The organism is Paraburkholderia sp. GAS82 (assembly GCF_050436285.1).
Lineage (GTDB): Bacteria > Pseudomonadota > Gammaproteobacteria > Burkholderiales > Burkholderiaceae > Paraburkholderia > Paraburkholderia phenazinium_B.
The window spans coordinates 327,358-344,255 of record NZ_JBNDLX010000006.1; the positions used below are offsets into that span (position 1 = coordinate 327,358).

The 16,898-nt window shown below is 63.3% G+C and carries 11 protein-coding genes; 7 read left to right on the forward strand and 4 right to left on the reverse strand.

What is annotated here, in order from left to right:
- Nucleotides 1–118 precede the first annotated feature (118 nt).
- Nucleotides 119–994, reverse strand: a complete 876-nt coding sequence (locus P3T17_RS20720; RefSeq protein WP_074265492.1) for a segregation and condensation protein A — start codon at nt 992–994, stop codon at nt 119–121.
- A 2-nt stretch (nt 995–996) separates the two neighbouring features.
- Entirely contained in the window at nt 997–1,182 is a 186-nt protein-coding gene (locus tag P3T17_RS20725; RefSeq protein ID WP_074265491.1) for a DUF3460 family protein, read from the reverse strand.
- A gap of 307 nt (nt 1,183–1,489) precedes the next feature.
- Here P3T17_RS20725 and P3T17_RS20730 point away from each other — a divergent pair, with 307 nt between their 5' ends.
- Both P3T17_RS20730 and P3T17_RS20735 read left to right on the forward strand, forming a co-directional pair.
- A complete protein-coding gene (locus P3T17_RS20730) occupies nt 1,490–3,322 on the forward strand; it encodes an autotransporter assembly complex protein TamA (protein WP_429408733.1) in 1,833 nt (610 codons plus the stop codon).
- A gap of 60 nt (nt 3,323–3,382) precedes the next feature.
- A complete protein-coding gene (locus tag P3T17_RS20735) occupies nt 3,383–7,681 on the forward strand; it encodes a translocation/assembly module TamB domain-containing protein (protein WP_429408734.1) in 4,299 nt (1,432 codons plus the stop codon).
- A gap of 108 nt (nt 7,682–7,789) precedes the next feature.
- Here P3T17_RS20735 and metG read toward each other — a convergent pair whose 3' ends face one another.
- The gene (gene metG, locus P3T17_RS20740) at nt 7,790–9,943 is read right to left on the reverse strand and encodes a methionine--tRNA ligase (RefSeq protein WP_429408735.1); all 2,154 of its coding nucleotides are present in this window, start codon (nt 9,941–9,943) and stop codon (nt 7,790–7,792) included.
- 354 nt (nt 9,944–10,297) lie between these two features.
- The gene (locus P3T17_RS20745) at nt 10,298–10,948 is read right to left on the reverse strand and encodes an OmpA family protein (RefSeq protein WP_074265486.1); all 651 of its coding nucleotides are present in this window, start codon (nt 10,946–10,948) and stop codon (nt 10,298–10,300) included.
- A gap of 279 nt (nt 10,949–11,227) precedes the next feature.
- Here P3T17_RS20745 and apbC point away from each other — a divergent pair, with 279 nt between their 5' ends.
- The 5 genes from apbC to P3T17_RS20770 all read left to right on the forward strand — a co-directional run bounded on the left by apbC (nt 11,228) and on the right by P3T17_RS20770 (nt 16,889).
- Nucleotides 11,228–12,316 carry an iron-sulfur cluster carrier protein ApbC gene (gene apbC, locus P3T17_RS20750; protein ID WP_429408736.1) on the forward strand — a complete coding sequence of 363 codons (1,089 nt, stop codon included), beginning with the start codon at nt 11,228–11,230 and terminating at the stop codon, nt 12,314–12,316.
- 119 nt (nt 12,317–12,435) lie between these two features.
- Nucleotides 12,436–12,969, forward strand: a complete 534-nt coding sequence (locus tag P3T17_RS20755; RefSeq protein ID WP_074265484.1) for a superoxide dismutase family protein — start codon at nt 12,436–12,438, stop codon at nt 12,967–12,969.
- 252 nt (nt 12,970–13,221) lie between these two features.
- Nucleotides 13,222–13,791 (forward strand): dCTP deaminase, encoded by a 570-nt coding sequence (gene dcd, locus P3T17_RS20760; protein WP_012432068.1) that lies wholly within the window; start codon nt 13,222–13,224, stop codon nt 13,789–13,791.
- 90 nt (nt 13,792–13,881) lie between these two features.
- Nucleotides 13,882–16,167 (forward strand): arginine/lysine/ornithine decarboxylase, encoded by a 2,286-nt coding sequence (locus tag P3T17_RS20765; RefSeq protein ID WP_074265483.1) that lies wholly within the window; start codon nt 13,882–13,884, stop codon nt 16,165–16,167.
- Between the two features lie 2 nt (nt 16,168–16,169).
- The gene (locus P3T17_RS20770) at nt 16,170–16,889 is read left to right on the forward strand and encodes a lysozyme inhibitor LprI family protein (protein WP_429408737.1); all 720 of its coding nucleotides are present in this window, start codon (nt 16,170–16,172) and stop codon (nt 16,887–16,889) included.
- Nucleotides 16,890–16,898: the final 9 nt, after the last annotated feature.

Below are 16,898 nucleotides of genomic sequence, written 5' to 3' on the forward strand. Positions count from 1 at the left end.
GCCAGGATCCCGTTCCGGTGATGACGGGTTCGGAGCGCGGGATTGTAGTGGATTTGCGCGCGCTGTGCCTACGGATCGGCGCACCGAAGTGAGGCGCGACTCTAATGCGAGGCGCCGCCTATGCCGGCAGGTATGCGAGCCGCACGTAGATAGGCGCGAATGGCTCGGCCTGGGTGATTTCGATCAGCGATTCACGCGACAGCTCCAGCATGGCGATGAAGTTCACCACCACCACCGGCACGCCGCGCGTCGTGTCGAACAGCTCCGAGAACTCCATGAAGCGTGCGTTCTGCAGCCGGCGCAGGATCACGCTCATGTGCTCGCGCACTGACAGCTCTTCACGCGAAATCCGGTGATGCTGCACGAGCTTCGCGCGTTTGATCACGTCGGCCCAGGCGGCGCGCAGATCTTCGCTATTCACGTCCGGGAAACGCGGCGTGATGCTCTGCTCGATATAGACGTCGGCGCGCAGGAAGTCGCGGCCGAGTTGCGGCAGGTGATCGATACGCTGCGCCGCGAGCTTCATCTGCTCGTACTCGAGCAGGCGCCGCACGAGTTCGGCCCGCGGATCCTCGGCTTCCTCGCCGGTATCCGCCTTCTTGACCGGCAGCAGCATGCGCGACTTGATCTCGATCAGCATCGCGGCCATCAGCAGATACTCGGACGCGAGTTCGAGATTGGTCTGCCGCAGCTGCTCGACGTAGCCCAGATACTGCGTGGTGACATCCGCCATCGGGATGTCGAGCACGTTGAAGTTCTGCTTGCGGATCAGGTACAGCAACAGATCCAGCGGACCTTCAAACGTTTCGAGAAAGACTTCGAGGGCGTCCGGCGGGATGTACAGATCGGTCGGCAGCTTGAAAAGCGGCTCGCCGTACAGGCGTGCGAACGCAATGCCGTCGACGGTATCGGGCGTCGAATCGGTCGCGGGCGCGGCGAGCGCAGCGTCGGGCTGCGCCGCTTTGGCGGCGCGGGCCTCGTCGGCGGAACTCACGCTCAGAAGTTCTGGTAGTACTGGTAGGCGGTCTGTTGCACGCGCGAGGCTTGCTGCTCGGCGCGCTCTTCGAGGTCGATCGGCTGTTTGTCCCACAGCAGCGAGCGGCCGCGGCGTTGTTCCGCCTCGAGGGTGGGCTTTTGTTCCTTCAACTGATTCAGGAACTGCGTGATGTCCGATTGATACATGGCTCAACGTCCGTATGGGGAGGTGGCGGCGGTTATTGAGACCGTCGCTCGGGTCGACGCAATTTTACAGCAAGCGTCGCCTGTGGGCGAAAACTCGCGGAACATCGGCCCGGTTGCCACGTCCAAGGCGGGCGAGCCGCAACTGCAGAGCCCATGCCCGAACAGTCGGGGAGGGCGTGGATAGGCCGCCTCCGCCAATTTCGAGATGCCCGCGAGGCGCCGCCGATGTGGTCAAATAGCGAGCTTCGGGCCGCCGCAGCGGCCGGCAAGCGGAATCTTTCATCAACAACGGCCGCGGAGGTCCTGTTTGGCGGGTTGTGCGATCGAACCGTCGCGTGTGCAACATGGCAAACCGGCTGCGCGGCGTGGTCGGCTCGCGCGCCACGCTCAGGGCGCGGCGTGGCTGGTGCGCGCATGGCTGACGCTGGGTCTGGTCTGGCTTGCGTTCGCGGCTGTCGAGGCACGCGCAGCTTACAAGGTCGATATCCAGGCCTCGCCGCGCGCGGTGCGCAAGCTGCTCGAGGAGCATCTGGATATCGCCCGCTTCGCCAAACGGGACGATGTCAGCGACGACCAGTTCGACTTTCTGGTCACCGCGACTCCGCAGCAGGTGCGCGATCTGACCGCCACCGCGGGCTATTTTTCGCCGGTGGTGCGCACCGACGTTCGTACGGTCGACGGCAAGAAGCGCGTCACGGTGAGCGTCGATCCCGGTCCGCAGACCACAATTTCTTCCGTTACGCTGTCATTCAACGGGCCGGTGCTGACCGAAGACCCGGCGCAGGAAAACGCTACCCGCTTTGCCTTTTCGCTGCATGAAGGCGACCCGTTCTCGCAGGGCGGCTGGGACGATGCCAAAAGCGCGGCCCTCCGTGCGTTGCAAGCGCGCCGCTATGTGGCGGCGAAGATTACGCAGTCGCAGGCACGTATCGATCCGCGCACGCACGAGGCGAAGCTGTCCGTCACCTTCGACAGCGGTCCGACCTTCACGATGGGCAAGCTCGAAGTGGTAGGCACCGAGCGCTATCCCGCGAAGATCGTCGACAACGTGAATCCGATTTCCGTCGGCGCCATTTACGACGTGCAGCGAGTGGCTGAACTGCAGCGCCAGTTGCAGAACACGCCGTACTACGCGAGCGTCGCGATCGACGTCGGCAACGACCCGGCCAAGCCGCTCGAGACACCGGTGCGGGTGAAGGTCAGCGAATATCCCTACAACAGCATTCGCGGCGGCGTGGGTTACGCCACGGATACCGGTCCACAGGTGCAGGGCAACTACTCGTATCTGAATACCTTCGGCGCAGCGTACCCGTTCACGGTGGGCGGCCGGATCGACCAGATCGAACAGTTCGGCCAGATCCAGTTGTCGATGCCGCCGGGCGAGCGCGCGTGGACCAATAGCGTGCTGGCCTCGTATGGCACCACCAATGTGTCCGATACCCGCATCTACAGTATTCGCGCCGGCGTGCAAACCACCCGCACATCGCAGTACCTCGACTACGGCTACTCGCTCTTCTATTACGACGACAGGCTCGACCAGAACGCGGTCGGACCGATTACCGCCCACGCACTCGTGCCCGCATGGACCTGGACGCGCCGTAATACCGACGACCCGCTGTTTCCGCGCTCCGGCAACCTGATTCACGTCGAAGCGGGTTTCGCGGTCAAGGGCGCCCTGGCCGATCAGACTTTCGGGCGCCTCTATGCGCGTGCCCAGCAGTACTTCCCGGTCGGCAAATCCGATCTTGTCTTGATACGTGCTGAATTCGGCGGTGTGTTCACGTCGGGCAGTTCGAGCGGCATTCCGGCCTCGTTGCTGTTCCGGGCAGGCGGCTCGAATTCGGTGCGTGGCTATAGCTACGAAGGCATCGGCAATAACGTCGACGGCTCGGTGCTGCCGACCAAATACCTGATTACAGCTTCGAGCGAATACCAGCACTGGTTCACCCATGACTGGGGCGGCGCGGTGTTCTTCGACATCGGCACGGCCACCGACACATGGGGCGAAAAAGTGTTCTACCCCGGCGTGGGTTTTGGCGCGCGCTGGCGCAGTCCTGTGGGGCCAGTGAACGTCGACCTCGCGTACGGGATTCGTAACAAGGATATCCGGCCGTATCTGACGCTCGGCATCGCCTTTTGATCTTTTACTTCCAACTGCAGTGACTTTCGCTTCAGGCATTGTGATTCGCATGGCTCGAGTATGACGACGGATTCTTCCGCCAACCCTCCTCCGCAGACACCCGGTGGCACCACGCCGGATGGTTCTGAGACGCCGCCTCCCGTGCGCCGCAAGCGCCGGTTGTGGACGCTGCTCGCGTGGTTTATGGGGGTGCCGGTGGTGCTCGTGGCATTGTTGGCGGGAGCGTTATACGGCGCGGTGGCGACTGAACGCGGCACTGCCTATGCGTGGCACGCTGCGGTGAGGCTGCTGGGCGGCCGCCTCACCGGCACGCTGGACGGCGGCGCGCTGATCACGGGCTTGCGTTTGCACGGGGTGGAGTGGCGCAGTCTCGACGGCAGCGGCACCGACATCAAGGTGGACAAGGTCGATGGCCGCTGGGCGGTGAGCGGGCGGCCGTGGCGTTTTGCGGTCGACTATCTGCATGTGGGCACCATCGACGCGCGGATCGGCTCGTCCTCATCCAGCAGCAGTTCGCCGATGAGCCTGCCGAAGGACCTGCGTTTACCGATGCAGATCGAAATACGTGACGTGCGGGTCGATACGCTGCTGTTGCATCAAGGCGGGTCGACGGCGGAGTATTCGCATTTCATTTTCCATGGGCGCAGCGATGGGCAGCATCACGAAGCCGCGATCGATCGGCTCGATACGCCGTTTGGTTCGGTGACGGCGGCGGCGAAGCTGGATGGCGTGCGGCCGTTTCCGTTGAGCGGCAATATCGGTTACTCGGGCAAGGTCAATGAGGAGCCGGTGCAGGTCAGCGGGCGCTTGAGCGGCACGCTCGAGACGCTGGTGGCGGAACTGGATGCGAGCGGCATGAAACTCGCGGGCCATGCGCACGTCGAGGCGACGCCGTTTGCCGAGGTGCCGCTGCAGCGCGCGACGTTGACGTTCGATCACATTAACCCGCAGGCTTTCGCGCCTGGTGCGCCGTTGGCGGATCTGGCGGTGCGGGCGGATCTGCAGCCGGTTGTGGGTGAGGGCGGCGGTGGCGCAGCGGCCGCGAGCGGGGCGAGCGGGGCGAGTGCGGCGAGTGCGGAGAGCGCGAGTGGGAGTGGGAGTGGCGTGGGTGCGAGCGGGAGCGTTGCCAGTCCGGTTGCAGCGAGCGCCTCGACCACCGCTGCCCCCGCGGCGAAATCTGCCGCTGGCTTTGTCGTCGCTGGTCAGGTGTCGATCGTCAACGCGAAACCGGGCGCGATCGACGAACATCTGCTGCCGCTGATCGAAGCCCATACCGACGTGCGGCTCGATGCGCACGCCCAAAGCATCTCGAATCTGAACGTGCGACTCGTCAAGAACGCGACGCTCACAGGCGCGGGCGCGCTGACTGGCAAGCGTGGCCAACTCGATCTGCATGTGGCCGGTCTCGACCTGAACGCGCTCGAAGCGAGCGTGCGCTCAACCCAGCTTGCCGGGCCGATCGGCATTCGCCTGAATGACGACGTGCAGAGCATCACGCTCGATCTCGCTGATCCCAAGGCCGCGCTGCGCGCCCAGGGCAAAATCACGTTTGACCCGGCGCGCATGAGTTTTAGCGATGTGCGGATCACCTCGGGCCGCGGACGGATTGACCTCTCGGGCGCCATCAAACACGACGCCAGTTCCACATACAACCTGAAAGCACAACTGACCGATTTCGATCCGCTCGGGTTGACCTCGCAGATGCCTTCGCGCGCGCCGGCCGGCGCTGCAGCGAACGACGGCAAGGGCCGCAGCAATCCTGCCAGGGCGACACCGGCAAAAGCCCCGGCGCGTCCAGCACAGGCCCCGGTACCTCCAGCAAAGCGCTCGGCGCCTGCCGCAAAACCGTCGTCGTCTCCGTCGCCGAAGATCCAGGCGCGCGTCAACGGCACCATCACGGCAGCCGGCGTGCTCGGTCCTACCTTCACGACCAAAGCTGAGATCAAACTTGGCCAGAGCGTCTACGACGACTTGCCGATGACCGGCGGCGGCACGATCCAGCTCGCAGGTTCGCGGATCCTGCCCAGCAAGCTCACGCTGTCAGTAGCAGGCAACCAGGTCGATCTGCAGGGCAGCTTCGGCGCGCCGGGCGACCGGTTGCGGTTTCGCGCGGATGCCCCGCAAATCGAGCGCCTCGGTTTCGGTCTGGCCGGGCAGGTTACCGCCAACGGCGATGTGACCGGCTCGTTTGCGCATCCGAATGTCACGCTGGACTACAAGGCCGATAGCGTCGTATTCGGCGCGAACAAGCTCGGCCACGCGGAGGGCCACGCCGAGTTGCGCGACGGTGCAAACGGCGCGATGGTCTTTACGACCGACGCGCGTGACTTGAGCACAAACGGCGTCGAACTGTCGACGCTCAGCGCGCGCCTGAACGGCACGCGCGCGCACCATACGCTGCAAGCCCAGGCGGTCGGCACGCTGTATCAGCGGCCGCTCGACCTGACGCTGGCCGCCAATGGCCGCCTCTCCGATACATCGCAAGGCACGGCCTGGGATGGCACCGTCACGCAGTTGCAGAATCGCGGCACGCCTTCGATCAATCTCGAGTCGCCGCTAACCATCAGCGCGGCGCCTAACCACGTGACGCTCGGCGCAACCCGGTTGACGCTGGAAGGCGCGGTGCTCGATCTGAAATCGTTCGCGCTGGATCACGGACGCATCCAGTCGGCCGGCTCGCTGACGGGCGTTTCGGTGGCGCGCCTGATGTCGATCCAGCAGGAGTTCACCGGCGAGCCGCCGCCGATGAAAACCGATCTGGTGTTCGACGGCGACTGGGACTTCGCGCTCGGCAACACGGCGAGCGGCCACATCCAGTTGAAGCGCCGCGGCGGCGATGTGACGGTGGAAATCGGCAACGGTCTTGCATCGATGGGTATCACCGATCTCTCGGCGCGCGTCGACTTCAGCGCCGGCAATCGCCTGAACGCGACGGTGCATGCGCAGGCGAGCCGGATCGGCGTGATCGACGCCGACGCTCACACGACGCTTGCGATGAACAACGGTGCATTGAGTATCAACGACGAGGCGCCGCTCACGGGCAATATCGACGCCAATGTGCCGTCGCTGAAGACCACCGGCGGTCTGCTCGGCCCGACTTATATGCTCGACGGCCATCTCGCGCTGAAGCTCGCGCTTGGCGGCACGGTGGCGAAGCCAAGCGTGTCGGGGTCGCTGCTGGGTGACGGCATCTCGGCCACTGCGGTCGATCAGGGCATCCAGTTGAAGGATGGAGTGATCCGCATTGCGTTGTCGCAGAATCTGGTGGACTTCCAGCAGGTTGAATTCCACGGCGCAACCGGCACGTTGCGCGCTACCGGCAAGGTGCGCCTCGACGGTTCGGAGCCCGATCTGACCGCGAGCATTGTTGCCGATAAGCTGGAACTGTTCGCGGCGCCGGACCGCAATCTGTCGCTTTCGGGCAGCGCGACCGTGGCCAACGGCGGACACCTCGGGGCCATGAATATCAATGGGAAATTCACCGTCGATCACGCGCTTTTCGACATGCCGGAGCAGGCGGCGCCCAAGCTCGGTGATGACGTGGTGGTCGTGCGGCCTGACGGCACGGTGCCCGGCGAGGCGAAGCCGGGTGTGCTCCCCGGCAACAAGCCGGCAAGCCGCTTTGCGCCGACCGCTACCGTCGAGATCAATCTGGGCAACAAGTTCCGCTTCCGCGGTCAGGGCGCGGACCTCGGGCTGACCGGCAAGATCACTGCGCTGAGCGCGCCTGACGCGCCGCTGCGCGCAGTGGGCGACGTGCGCGTGACACAAGGCTCGACCTATACCGCTTTCGGGCGCAAGCTGAACATCGAGAACGGCTTCTTCACGTTCAACGGTCCGGTGGCCAATCCGGGCATCAACATTCTGGCGATGCGGCGCAACCAGCAGGTCGAAGCGGGCGTACAGGTGACCGGTACCGTCGACGCGCCGGTCGCCAAGCTGATCTCGGAGCCGTCCGTGCCCGACAACGAAAAGCTGTCATGGCTGTTGTTTGGCCACGGCACCGATCAGGGCAACAACCTCGGTCAGCAAAGTGCGATGACGACCGCCCTGGCGCTGCTCGGCAATACGCAAGGCAAGCGGATCGCGCAGACGTTCGGGCTCGACGAGTTTTCGATCGGCACGAGCGATGTGGGGCTGACGGATCCGCAGGTCGTGATGGTGTCGAAGGCCATCAACCAGTGGCTGGTACTGGGATATGAGCAGGGTCTGCAGTCGGCGAGCAATGCGATCAAGGCGACGGTCAATCTGACGCGCTACTGGTCGGTGGTGGCGTACGGCGGGACGTTCCAGGGGATGAACCTGTTGTACACGCGGCGCTTCGATCGCTGGCCGTGGTTTGGCAAGTCGAAGCAGTAGGGCGATGCATGCGGGTTGCCCCCGCATGCTCGCAAAGCAAAAAAGCACGTCGGTTGACGTGCTTTTTGCTTTTCCAGTGACGGCGGTAGCGCGACCCGCGCCGCGGTCCTACTTGACCCGCATGCCCGGCTTCGCGCCGCTATGCGGTTCGAGGATGTAGAGGCCCGGTTCGGCCTTCTCGTCGGTCGCCGATGCCGCTAGCACCATCCCTTCGGACAACCCGAACTTCATCTTGCGCGGCGCGAGATTTGCCACCATTACCGTCAGCTTGCCGATCAGTTGCTCCGGCTGATAGGCCGACTTGATACCCGAAAACACGTTGCGGGTTTTCTCTTCGCCGACGTCGAGCGTCAGTTGCAACAGCTTGTCCGAACCCTCCACCGCGCGACAGTCGACGATCTTCGCGATACGCAGATCGATCTTTGCAAAGTCGTCGATCGAGATGACGCCGGAGCCGTCGTCTTCGGTGCTTGCCTTGTCGCCGGCTGCAGCAGCTTTTGCCTTGGCCTTGGTTTTGGCGTTGTCGGCGGCGACAGGCGCCGCGGCGTCCGTTGCCTGCAGCGACTCACGATTGGCCGCCAGCAGTGCTTCGATCTGCTTCGGATCGACGCGCGTCATCAGATGCTTATACGCGTTGATCGGCCGCTCTGAGCTGAGCGGCGTGGCGGCATCGGACCACTTCAGCGGCTCGATGCCGAGGAACCCTTCGACGGCTTCCGCGAGCTTCGGCAGCACCGGCTTCAGCGCGAGCGACAGCAACCGGAACGCCTCGACGCTGACGCTGCAGGTTTCGTGCAGCGCGACCGCGTTGGCCGGATCTTTCGCCTGATCCCAAGGCTTGGCTGTATCCACGTAAGCGTTGACGGCGTCGGCCAGATCCATCGTCTGACGCAGTGCGCGGTTGTACTCGCGCGCTTCGTAGTTGGCAGCGATCTGCGGGATCGCCGCGCGCAGCGTGCCGAGCAGCGGATGCTGCATCGCGCTGTCCTGCACGCGCCCGTCGAAACGCTTGATCAGGAAGCCCGCCGCGCGGCTCGCGATGTTCACGTACTTGCCGACCAGATCACTGTTCACGCGTGCCTGGAAGTCGTCCAGATTCAGGTCGAGGTCTTCCATCGTGCTGTTCAGCTTGGCGGCGAAGTAGTAGCGCAGCCATTCCGGATTCAGGCCGGTGTCGATCACGCTCTGCGCCGTGATAAACGTGCCGCGCGATTTCGACATCTTCGCGCCGTCCACCGTCAGGAAACCGTGCGCGAACACGTTGGTCGGCGTGCGATGGCCCGAAAATTCGAGCATGGCCGGCCAGAACAGCGTGTGGAAGTACAGGATGTCTTTGCCGATGAAGTGGTACTGCTCGGCGCTCGAGCCCTTGCGCACCCACGCGTCGAAATCGATACCGCGCTTTTCCGCGAGGTTCTTGAAGCTCGCGTAATAGCCGACCGGCGCATCCAGCCACACGTAGAAGTACTTGCCCGGCGCGCCGGGGATCTCGAAGCCGAAGTACGGCGCGTCACGGGAAATATCCCAGTCAGCCAGCTTGGCCTCGCCGGAATCGCCGAGCCATTCGCGCATCTTGTTGGTGGCTTCAGGCTGCGCCAGCCCACCCACCCAGCCGCGCAGGAAATTCTCGCAGCGTGGGTCGGAGAGGCGGAAGAAATAGTGCGTCGACGTCTTGCGGATCGGCGTGGCGCCCGAGACCACCGAGTAAGGGTTGATCAGCTCGGTGGGCTGGTAGGTCGAGCCACACACTTCGCAGTTGTCGCCGTACTGGTCTTTGGCGCCGCACTTCGGACACTCGCCCTTGATGAAGCGGTCCGGCAGGAACATTTCCTTGACGGGGTCATACGCCTGTTCGATATCGCGTGCGTCGATCAGCCCTGCGTCTTTGAGCGCCGTATAGACGGATTCGCTAAGAACCCGGTTCTCTTCCGAGTCGGTCGAATAATAATTGTCGAAGGAAATACCGAAGCTGTCGAAATCGCGCTTGTGTTCCTGCCAGACGCGGTCGATCAGCTGCTTCGGCGTGATGCCTTCCTTTTCCGCCCGCAACATGATCGGCGTGCCGTGCGTATCGTCGGCGCCGACGTAATACACCTCGTGGCCGTGCATGCGCAGCGTCCGGACCCAGATGTCCGTCTGGATATATTCGACCAGATGGCCAATATGGATTTGCCCGTTCGCATAGGGAAGGGCTGACGTGACGAGAATCTGTCGACGGCCGGACGGCGCGCCTGCGGGGAGACCGGTTGCGGGTGCTGACATAGGGAGTATGAGGGCTTGCGGGAGACGAAACTACGATTCTAGCAGGGCGGCCGCGGCGAGCAGACCCGCGGTGTTTTGGTGCGCCAGACCTTGAACTGAACGGCGCGCGGAACCGGCACCAAAAAAAACCGGGGCTATGGGCCCCGGAGCAACAACGACAAGAGGAGAATGGTGCCGTGGCGGCAAAGCCAGCCACGTACCGTAAAGAGAGACAGCGGATTTTCGGGAGAGTTCGAAATTTTTTTCGATTCACCTACCGGTGTTTCCGTCCCCATCACATGGTGGGATTCGCGGCGCGGCGACTGACTGCACGCAGCGTGCTGGCCCCACACCCATTCCCCGCTGTACTAGCCGTTAGCCTGCGTGTTGCGCGGTCGCGCGCAGGTAGATTTCCACGCGGCGGTTCGCAGCACGGCCAGCGTCCGTGTTGTTGTCGGCGATCGGATTGTTCTGCCCCATGCCCTGTGCGGACAGGCGTTGCGGATTGATGCCGCGCTGGAGCAGGGTGTCGGCGACGCTTTGTGCACGGTTGACCGACAGGGTCTGGTTGTACTGGGGCGAACCGGTGCTGTCCGTATAACCGACCACTTGCGCGATCAGCTCAGGATTCTGCTGGAGCGTCTGCGCCAACTGGTCGATGATCGGCGTGAACGACGGCTTGAGCGCATAGCTGTTCGTATCGAACGTAACCGAGCTAGGGATGTTCAGCTTGAGCGAACCGTCCGGCTGTTCCGTGATCTGCGTGCCGGTACCCTTGGTGGCGCCCGACAGTTTGTTGTGAATGGCCTGCCAGTTGTAGCCGGTGATGCCGCCAACCGCTGCGCCGACGCCCGCACCGATTGCCGCGCCCTTGCCACCACCGAAGATCGCGCCGAGTGCCGCACCCGTACCGGCGCCCACGCCCGTACCGACCGCGGTGTTGGTGCCCTGTTGCGTGGCGCAGCCTGCCAGCAGCGAACCGGCGACTGCGAAGACTGCCAGGCGAGTCATGATTTTTGCGTTCATTTTGATTCCTCTTGATTATTAAAGCGGGTCGTCCGTCCACGATGGGCATGTTGGTCGACGCCGCGCAAACACGGTGAAGAAGGGTCTTCCGGCAACCTCCCGCGCCAGCCACTACAATGACGACTGAAGTATCTGGCGATGCGACCCTGCGGCCTGCTGCTGGCGAAGGGTGCCCGGCAAGGCTGATTTGCGCAATCCCACATAACAATTTCTTTCAATTTCCAGTCGGTGGCCGAAACTTCGATTCGGTCGCGCCGCAAGTGTTCCCATGGAGTCTCAATGAGCATTGATCGGGCATTGGTCGACGCCGCCCTCGCGACTGTCGCTGACCCCAACACCGGCCGCCCTTTCGCGGCGGCGAAAAGCCTCAAGAACACCGCTATTGATGGTGCCACGGTTAGCGTCGAAGTGATACTCGGCTATCCGGCCAAACGGCAGTTTGAAGCGATTCGCACACTGATCGGCGACGCGTTGCGCGCCGTGCCGGGTGTGGCCGAGGCACGTGTGCAGGTTTCCCAGCAGATCGCGGCGCACACTGTGCAGCGCGGCGTGAAACTGTTGCCGAACGTGAAGAACATTATCGCGGTGGCGTCGGGCAAGGGCGGCGTCGGCAAAAGCACGACCGCCGTGAACCTGGCGCTGGCGCTCGAGAGCGAAGGCGCGTCTGTCGGCATTCTGGATGCGGACATCTATGGCCCGTCGTTGCCGATGATGCTCGGCATCGAAGGCCGTCCGGAATCGGTGGACGGCCAGACAATGAGCCCGATGCGCGGCCACGGCATGCAGGCCAACTCGATCGGCTTTCTGATCGAGCAGGACAACCCGATGGTCTGGCGCGGCCCGATGGCCACCTCCGCGCTCGAACAGCTGCTGCGGCAGACGAACTGGGAAGATCTGGACTACCTGATCGTCGACATGCCGCCGGGCACCGGCGACATCCAGCTCACGCTGTCGCAGCGCGTGCCGGTGACGGGCGCGGTGATCGTGACCACGCCGCAGGACATCGCGCTGCTCGACGCCAAGAAGGGCCTCAAGATGTTCGAGAAGGTCGGCATTCCGATCCTCGGGATCGTCGAGAATATGGGCATCCATATCTGCTCGAATTGCGGCCACGAAGAGCATATTTTCGGCGCCGGCGGCGGCGATCGCATGGCGAAGGAATATGGTGTCGAAGTGCTCGGCAGCCTGCCGCTCGATATAGGCATCCGCGAGCAGGCCGACTCCGGTCGCCCGACCGTGGTGGCCGATCCGGATGGCCGGATCGCCGAGATTTATCGCTCGATTGCCCGCAAGGTGGCGATCCATATCGCCGAGCGTGCCCGCGACATGACTTCGAAGTTTCCGACGATCGTGGTGCAGAACACCTGAAACTCCTTTCGGAACACGGGCGCAGGCGTTGGAGACGCCTCCGCTCGCGGTATCATGTCGACTTCATCAGGTTCGGCTCGGCGACCGCAGGGGCGGCCGGCGGTCGACAAGAGGATCGCATGGGAAAACGAATCGACGGGCAGGCGGTGCATGCGTTCATCGTCCTGGCTGCCAGCAGCCTGCTGCTATGCGGCTGCACTACATTCCTGAGACCACAGGAAAAGCGCGCCGAGGCACAACTGGTGCCGGCCGTAGGAAGCCAGACGCGCGGTCTGGTGACCTTCATTGAGCGCTCCGACGGCGTGCAGGTTACCTACAATCTTTCCGGCTTGCCTCCTGATAGCGATCATGCGCTGCAGGTGCATGAGCGCGGCGATTGCAATTCGGTGGACGGTTCGAGCGTCGGCGCGGTTTTCGCGCCGGCGGCCGAGCGGCTGAAGATGGGTGCACGGGTTGAAGGCGATCTCGGCAATATCCACGCGGATTCGAACGGTGTGGCGAGCGGCTTTATCGTGGCGCCGGACGTTTCGCTCGACGGCATCCGCTCGGTGCTGCAGCGGGCGGTGGTGGTGCATCGCGACGCTTCCGATCCTTACGCCTGGCCGCAACATGGTGCCGGCCCGCTGCTCGCTTGCGGCATCATCCGGCAGTAGCGGCGGCCAGTGGTGGCTGGCGCGCGGTCATCATCAAGTCTCGCGCCGCATTTTTGACGCGTCTTCAACATTCTGCAGAACCGGTCCGTTCTCACTCCGCTGCGCTGCAACAATCTTATTTGCCGCAGTTGCAGCAGCAGCGCGCTGATCGCGTAAAATAAGCGCCTTTCGTCCGGCAACACGCGGCCCGGCGGGCCTTTGCCGGCTTCATCCTTATTCATCCATGCTTCATCCGTTACGCAGCGTTCAACTATGACCATCAAATCCGACAAGTGGATCCGGCGCATGGCCGCGTCGCACAACATGATCGAGCCGTTCGCGCCCGATCAGGTGCGCGTTTCCGAGGACGGCCGGAAGATCGTCAGCTATGGCACGTCGAGCTACGGCTACGACATTCGCTGCGCGGACGAATTCAAGATCTTCACGAACATCAACTCGACCATCGTCGACCCCAAGAACTTTGACGAGAAGTCGTTTGTCGATTTCAAGGGCGACGTCTGCATCATCCCGCCGAATTCGTTCGCTCTGGCGCGCACGGTGGAGTATTTCCGTATTCCGCGCAGCGTCCTGACGGTGTGTCTGGGCAAGTCGACCTATGCGCGTTGCGGGATCATCGTCAACGTGACGCCTTTTGAACCCGAGTGGGAAGGGCACGTTACGCTGGAATTCTCAAATACGACACCTTTGCCTGCGAAAATCTACGCGAACGAAGGCGTCGCCCAGGTGCTGTTTTTCGAAAGCGACGAAATTTGTGAAACGTCGTACGCGGATCGCGGCGGCAAATATCAAGGTCAGCACGGCGTGACGTTGCCCAAAACGTGACGCTCGCAGCGCACTGACCCACCCGGAAATACAGGTGACCGCTGCTCTTTATCCAGGAAAGCAGCGGTCGTTCCTTTTGGAGAATCGCCCATGAAGTTTCGTTTTCCCGTCGTCATCATTGACGAAGATTTCCGCTCCGAGAACATCTCGGGTTCCGGCATCCGGGCTCTCGCGGAAGCAATCGAGAAAGAAGGCGCGGAAGTGCTCGGGCTGACGAGCTATGGCGATCTGACCTCGTTCGCGCAACAGTCGAGCCGTGCGTCGTGTTTCATTTTGTCGATCGACGACGATGAGCTGCTGCCGTATTCCGACAACGTGGTGGTCGAAGGCGACGCGCCCGAACTGGCCGCCGCAATCGTCGCACTGCGCGCGTTCGTGACGGAAGTGCGCCGCCGCAACGCCGACATCCCGATCTTCCTGTACGGCGAAACGCGCACCTCGCGCCATCTGCCCAACGACATCCTGCGTGAGCTGCACGGCTTCATTCACATGTTCGAGGACACGCCGGAGTTCGTCGCGCGCCATATCATCCGCGAGACCAAGGTTTACCTCGATTCGCTCGCGCCGCCGTTCTTCAAGGAGCTGGTGCAGTACGCGGACGAAGGCTCGTACTCGTGGCACTGTCCTGGGCACTCGGGCGGCGTGGCGTTCCTGAAGAGCCCGCTTGGCCAGATGTTCCACCAGTTCTTCGGCGAGAACATGCTGCGCGCGGACGTGTGTAATGCCGTCGACGAACTCGGCCAGCTGCTCGATCACACCGGCCCGGTAGCCGCCTCCGAGCGCAATGCCGCGCGCATTTTCAGCGCCGACCACGTGTTCTTCGTGACCAATGGCACGTCGACCTCGAACAAGATCGTCTGGCACGGTACGGTGGCGCCGGGCGACATCGTGCTGGTGGACCGCAACTGCCACAAGTCGATCCTGCACGCGATCACGATGACCGGCTCGATTCCGGTGTTCCTCACGCCGACACGCAACAACTTCGGCATCATCGGCCCGATTCCGCGCAGCGAATTCGAGCCGGAGAACATCAAGAAGAAGATCCTGGCGAACCCGTTCGCGCGCGAAGCGCTGGCGAAGAATCCGGACCTCAAGCCACGCATCCTGACCATCACGCAGAGCACCTATGACGGCGTGATCTACAACGTCGAGATGATCAAGGAAATGCTCGGCGACTGGCTCGATACGCTGCATTTCGACGAAGCGTGGTTGCCGCACGCCGAGTTCCACGAGTTCTACCAGGACATGCACGCCATCGGCGCGGGTCGTCCGCGCATCGGCGCGCTGGTGTTCGCGACGCACTCGACGCACAAGCTGCTGGCCGGCATTTCGCAGGCATCGCAGATCGTCGTGCAGGATTCGAAGAACAGCCGCTTTGACAAGCACCGCTTCAATGAAGCGTATTTGATGCATACGTCCACGAGCCCGCAGTACGCGATCATCGCCTCCTGCGACGTGGCCGCGGCGATGATGGAAGCGCCGGGCGGCACCGCGCTGGTGGAAGAGTCGATCGCCGAGGCGCTCGATTTCCGCCGCGCGATGCGCAAGGTCGACGACGAATACGTCGACGACTGGTTCTTCAAGGTGTGGGGTCCGGAGGAGTTCGCGGAAGAGGGCATCGGCTCGCGCGAAGACTGGATGCTGCGCCCGAACGACGCGTGGCACGGCTTCGGTCCGCTCGCCGAAGGCTTCAACATGCTCGACCCGATCAAGGCGACCATCGTCACGCCGGGTCTGGACATGGACGGCGGCTTCGGCGAGTCCGGCATTCCGGCGGCAATCGTCACGAAATACCTGGCCGAGCACGGCATTATTGTCGAGAAGACCGGCCTGTATTCGTTCTTCATCATGTTCACGATCGGCATTACGAAGGGCCGCTGGAACTCGATGGTGACCGAGTTGCAGCAGTTCAAGGACGACTACGACAACAACCAGCCGCTGTGGCGCGTGCTGCCGGAGTTCGTCCAGCATCATCCGATGTACGAGCGCGTCGGCCTGCGTGATCTGTGTGAACAGATCCACAGCGTCTACCGTGCCAACGACATCGCGCGTCTGACCACCGAGATGTACCTGTCGAGCATGGAGCCGGCCATGAAGCCGTCCGACGCGTTCGCGAAGCTCGCGCACCGCGAGATCGACCGGGTACCGATCGACGAACTCGAAGGCCGCGTCACGTCGATTCTGCTCACGCCGTATCCGCCGGGCATTCCGCTGCTGATTCCAGGCGAGCGTTTCAACAGGACGATCGTCAACTACCTGCGTTTTGCGCGCGAGTTCAACGAACGCTTCCCTGGCTTCCACACGGACATCCACGGTCTGGTGGGCGAGACGATCAACGGCCGCATCGAGTACTTCGTCGATTGCGTGCGCGGCTGAAAATGAGACGGTTGCAACGGATCGGCGGCGCCTGGTTGTTGGCCGCTGCCGCGCTGCTGACGATGGCGTCGACGCTGGCGATCAGCGCGCGCGCCGAAGTGGCCGCGGCCGATCCGATCGACGCGGCGATGCGTACGTGTCTGGCCCGCAGTGACATGTCGTCGACGACGGGCCAGTTGCAGTGCATGGAGACGGCGCGCTTTGGCTGGCAGGCCGCGATGAATACGGCATGGCAGCAGCTTGCGGCAAAGCTGCCGCCTGGACGGCGCAAGCTCTGGGAAGAGAGCCAGACCCGCTGGCAGGCTTCGCGCGATGCGCAGGCGCCGTTGCTGGACGCAGTCTTCGCGACAAAGCAAGGTGCCATGTATCAGACCGCCGAGGCGGACATGCAACTGCAGCCGGTGCGCGACCGCGCGCTGGCGCTGCGCAGCGCGGCTGCCGACGCGGGCAGTGGCGGGACTCTGCCGGTTCGCCCACGACCGTGTTCCGCGGACGCGATGTGCGAACACGCGACTTTCGACATGAACCGCTACTACCGCCGCTTGCAGACCAAGCTGCCGGCGCGTGCCCGGACGATCCTGATGCGGGCGCAGCGTGCGTGGAGCGCGTATCTGGAGGCGGCGACCGCGGTGACCGACGAGCGCGGCCGGGTCGACATCATTGGCGCGCGGGTGGCGACGCTCAAGCGGCTGTCGGATACGGTGGGCAGCGACGGCGATTGACCGCGATTA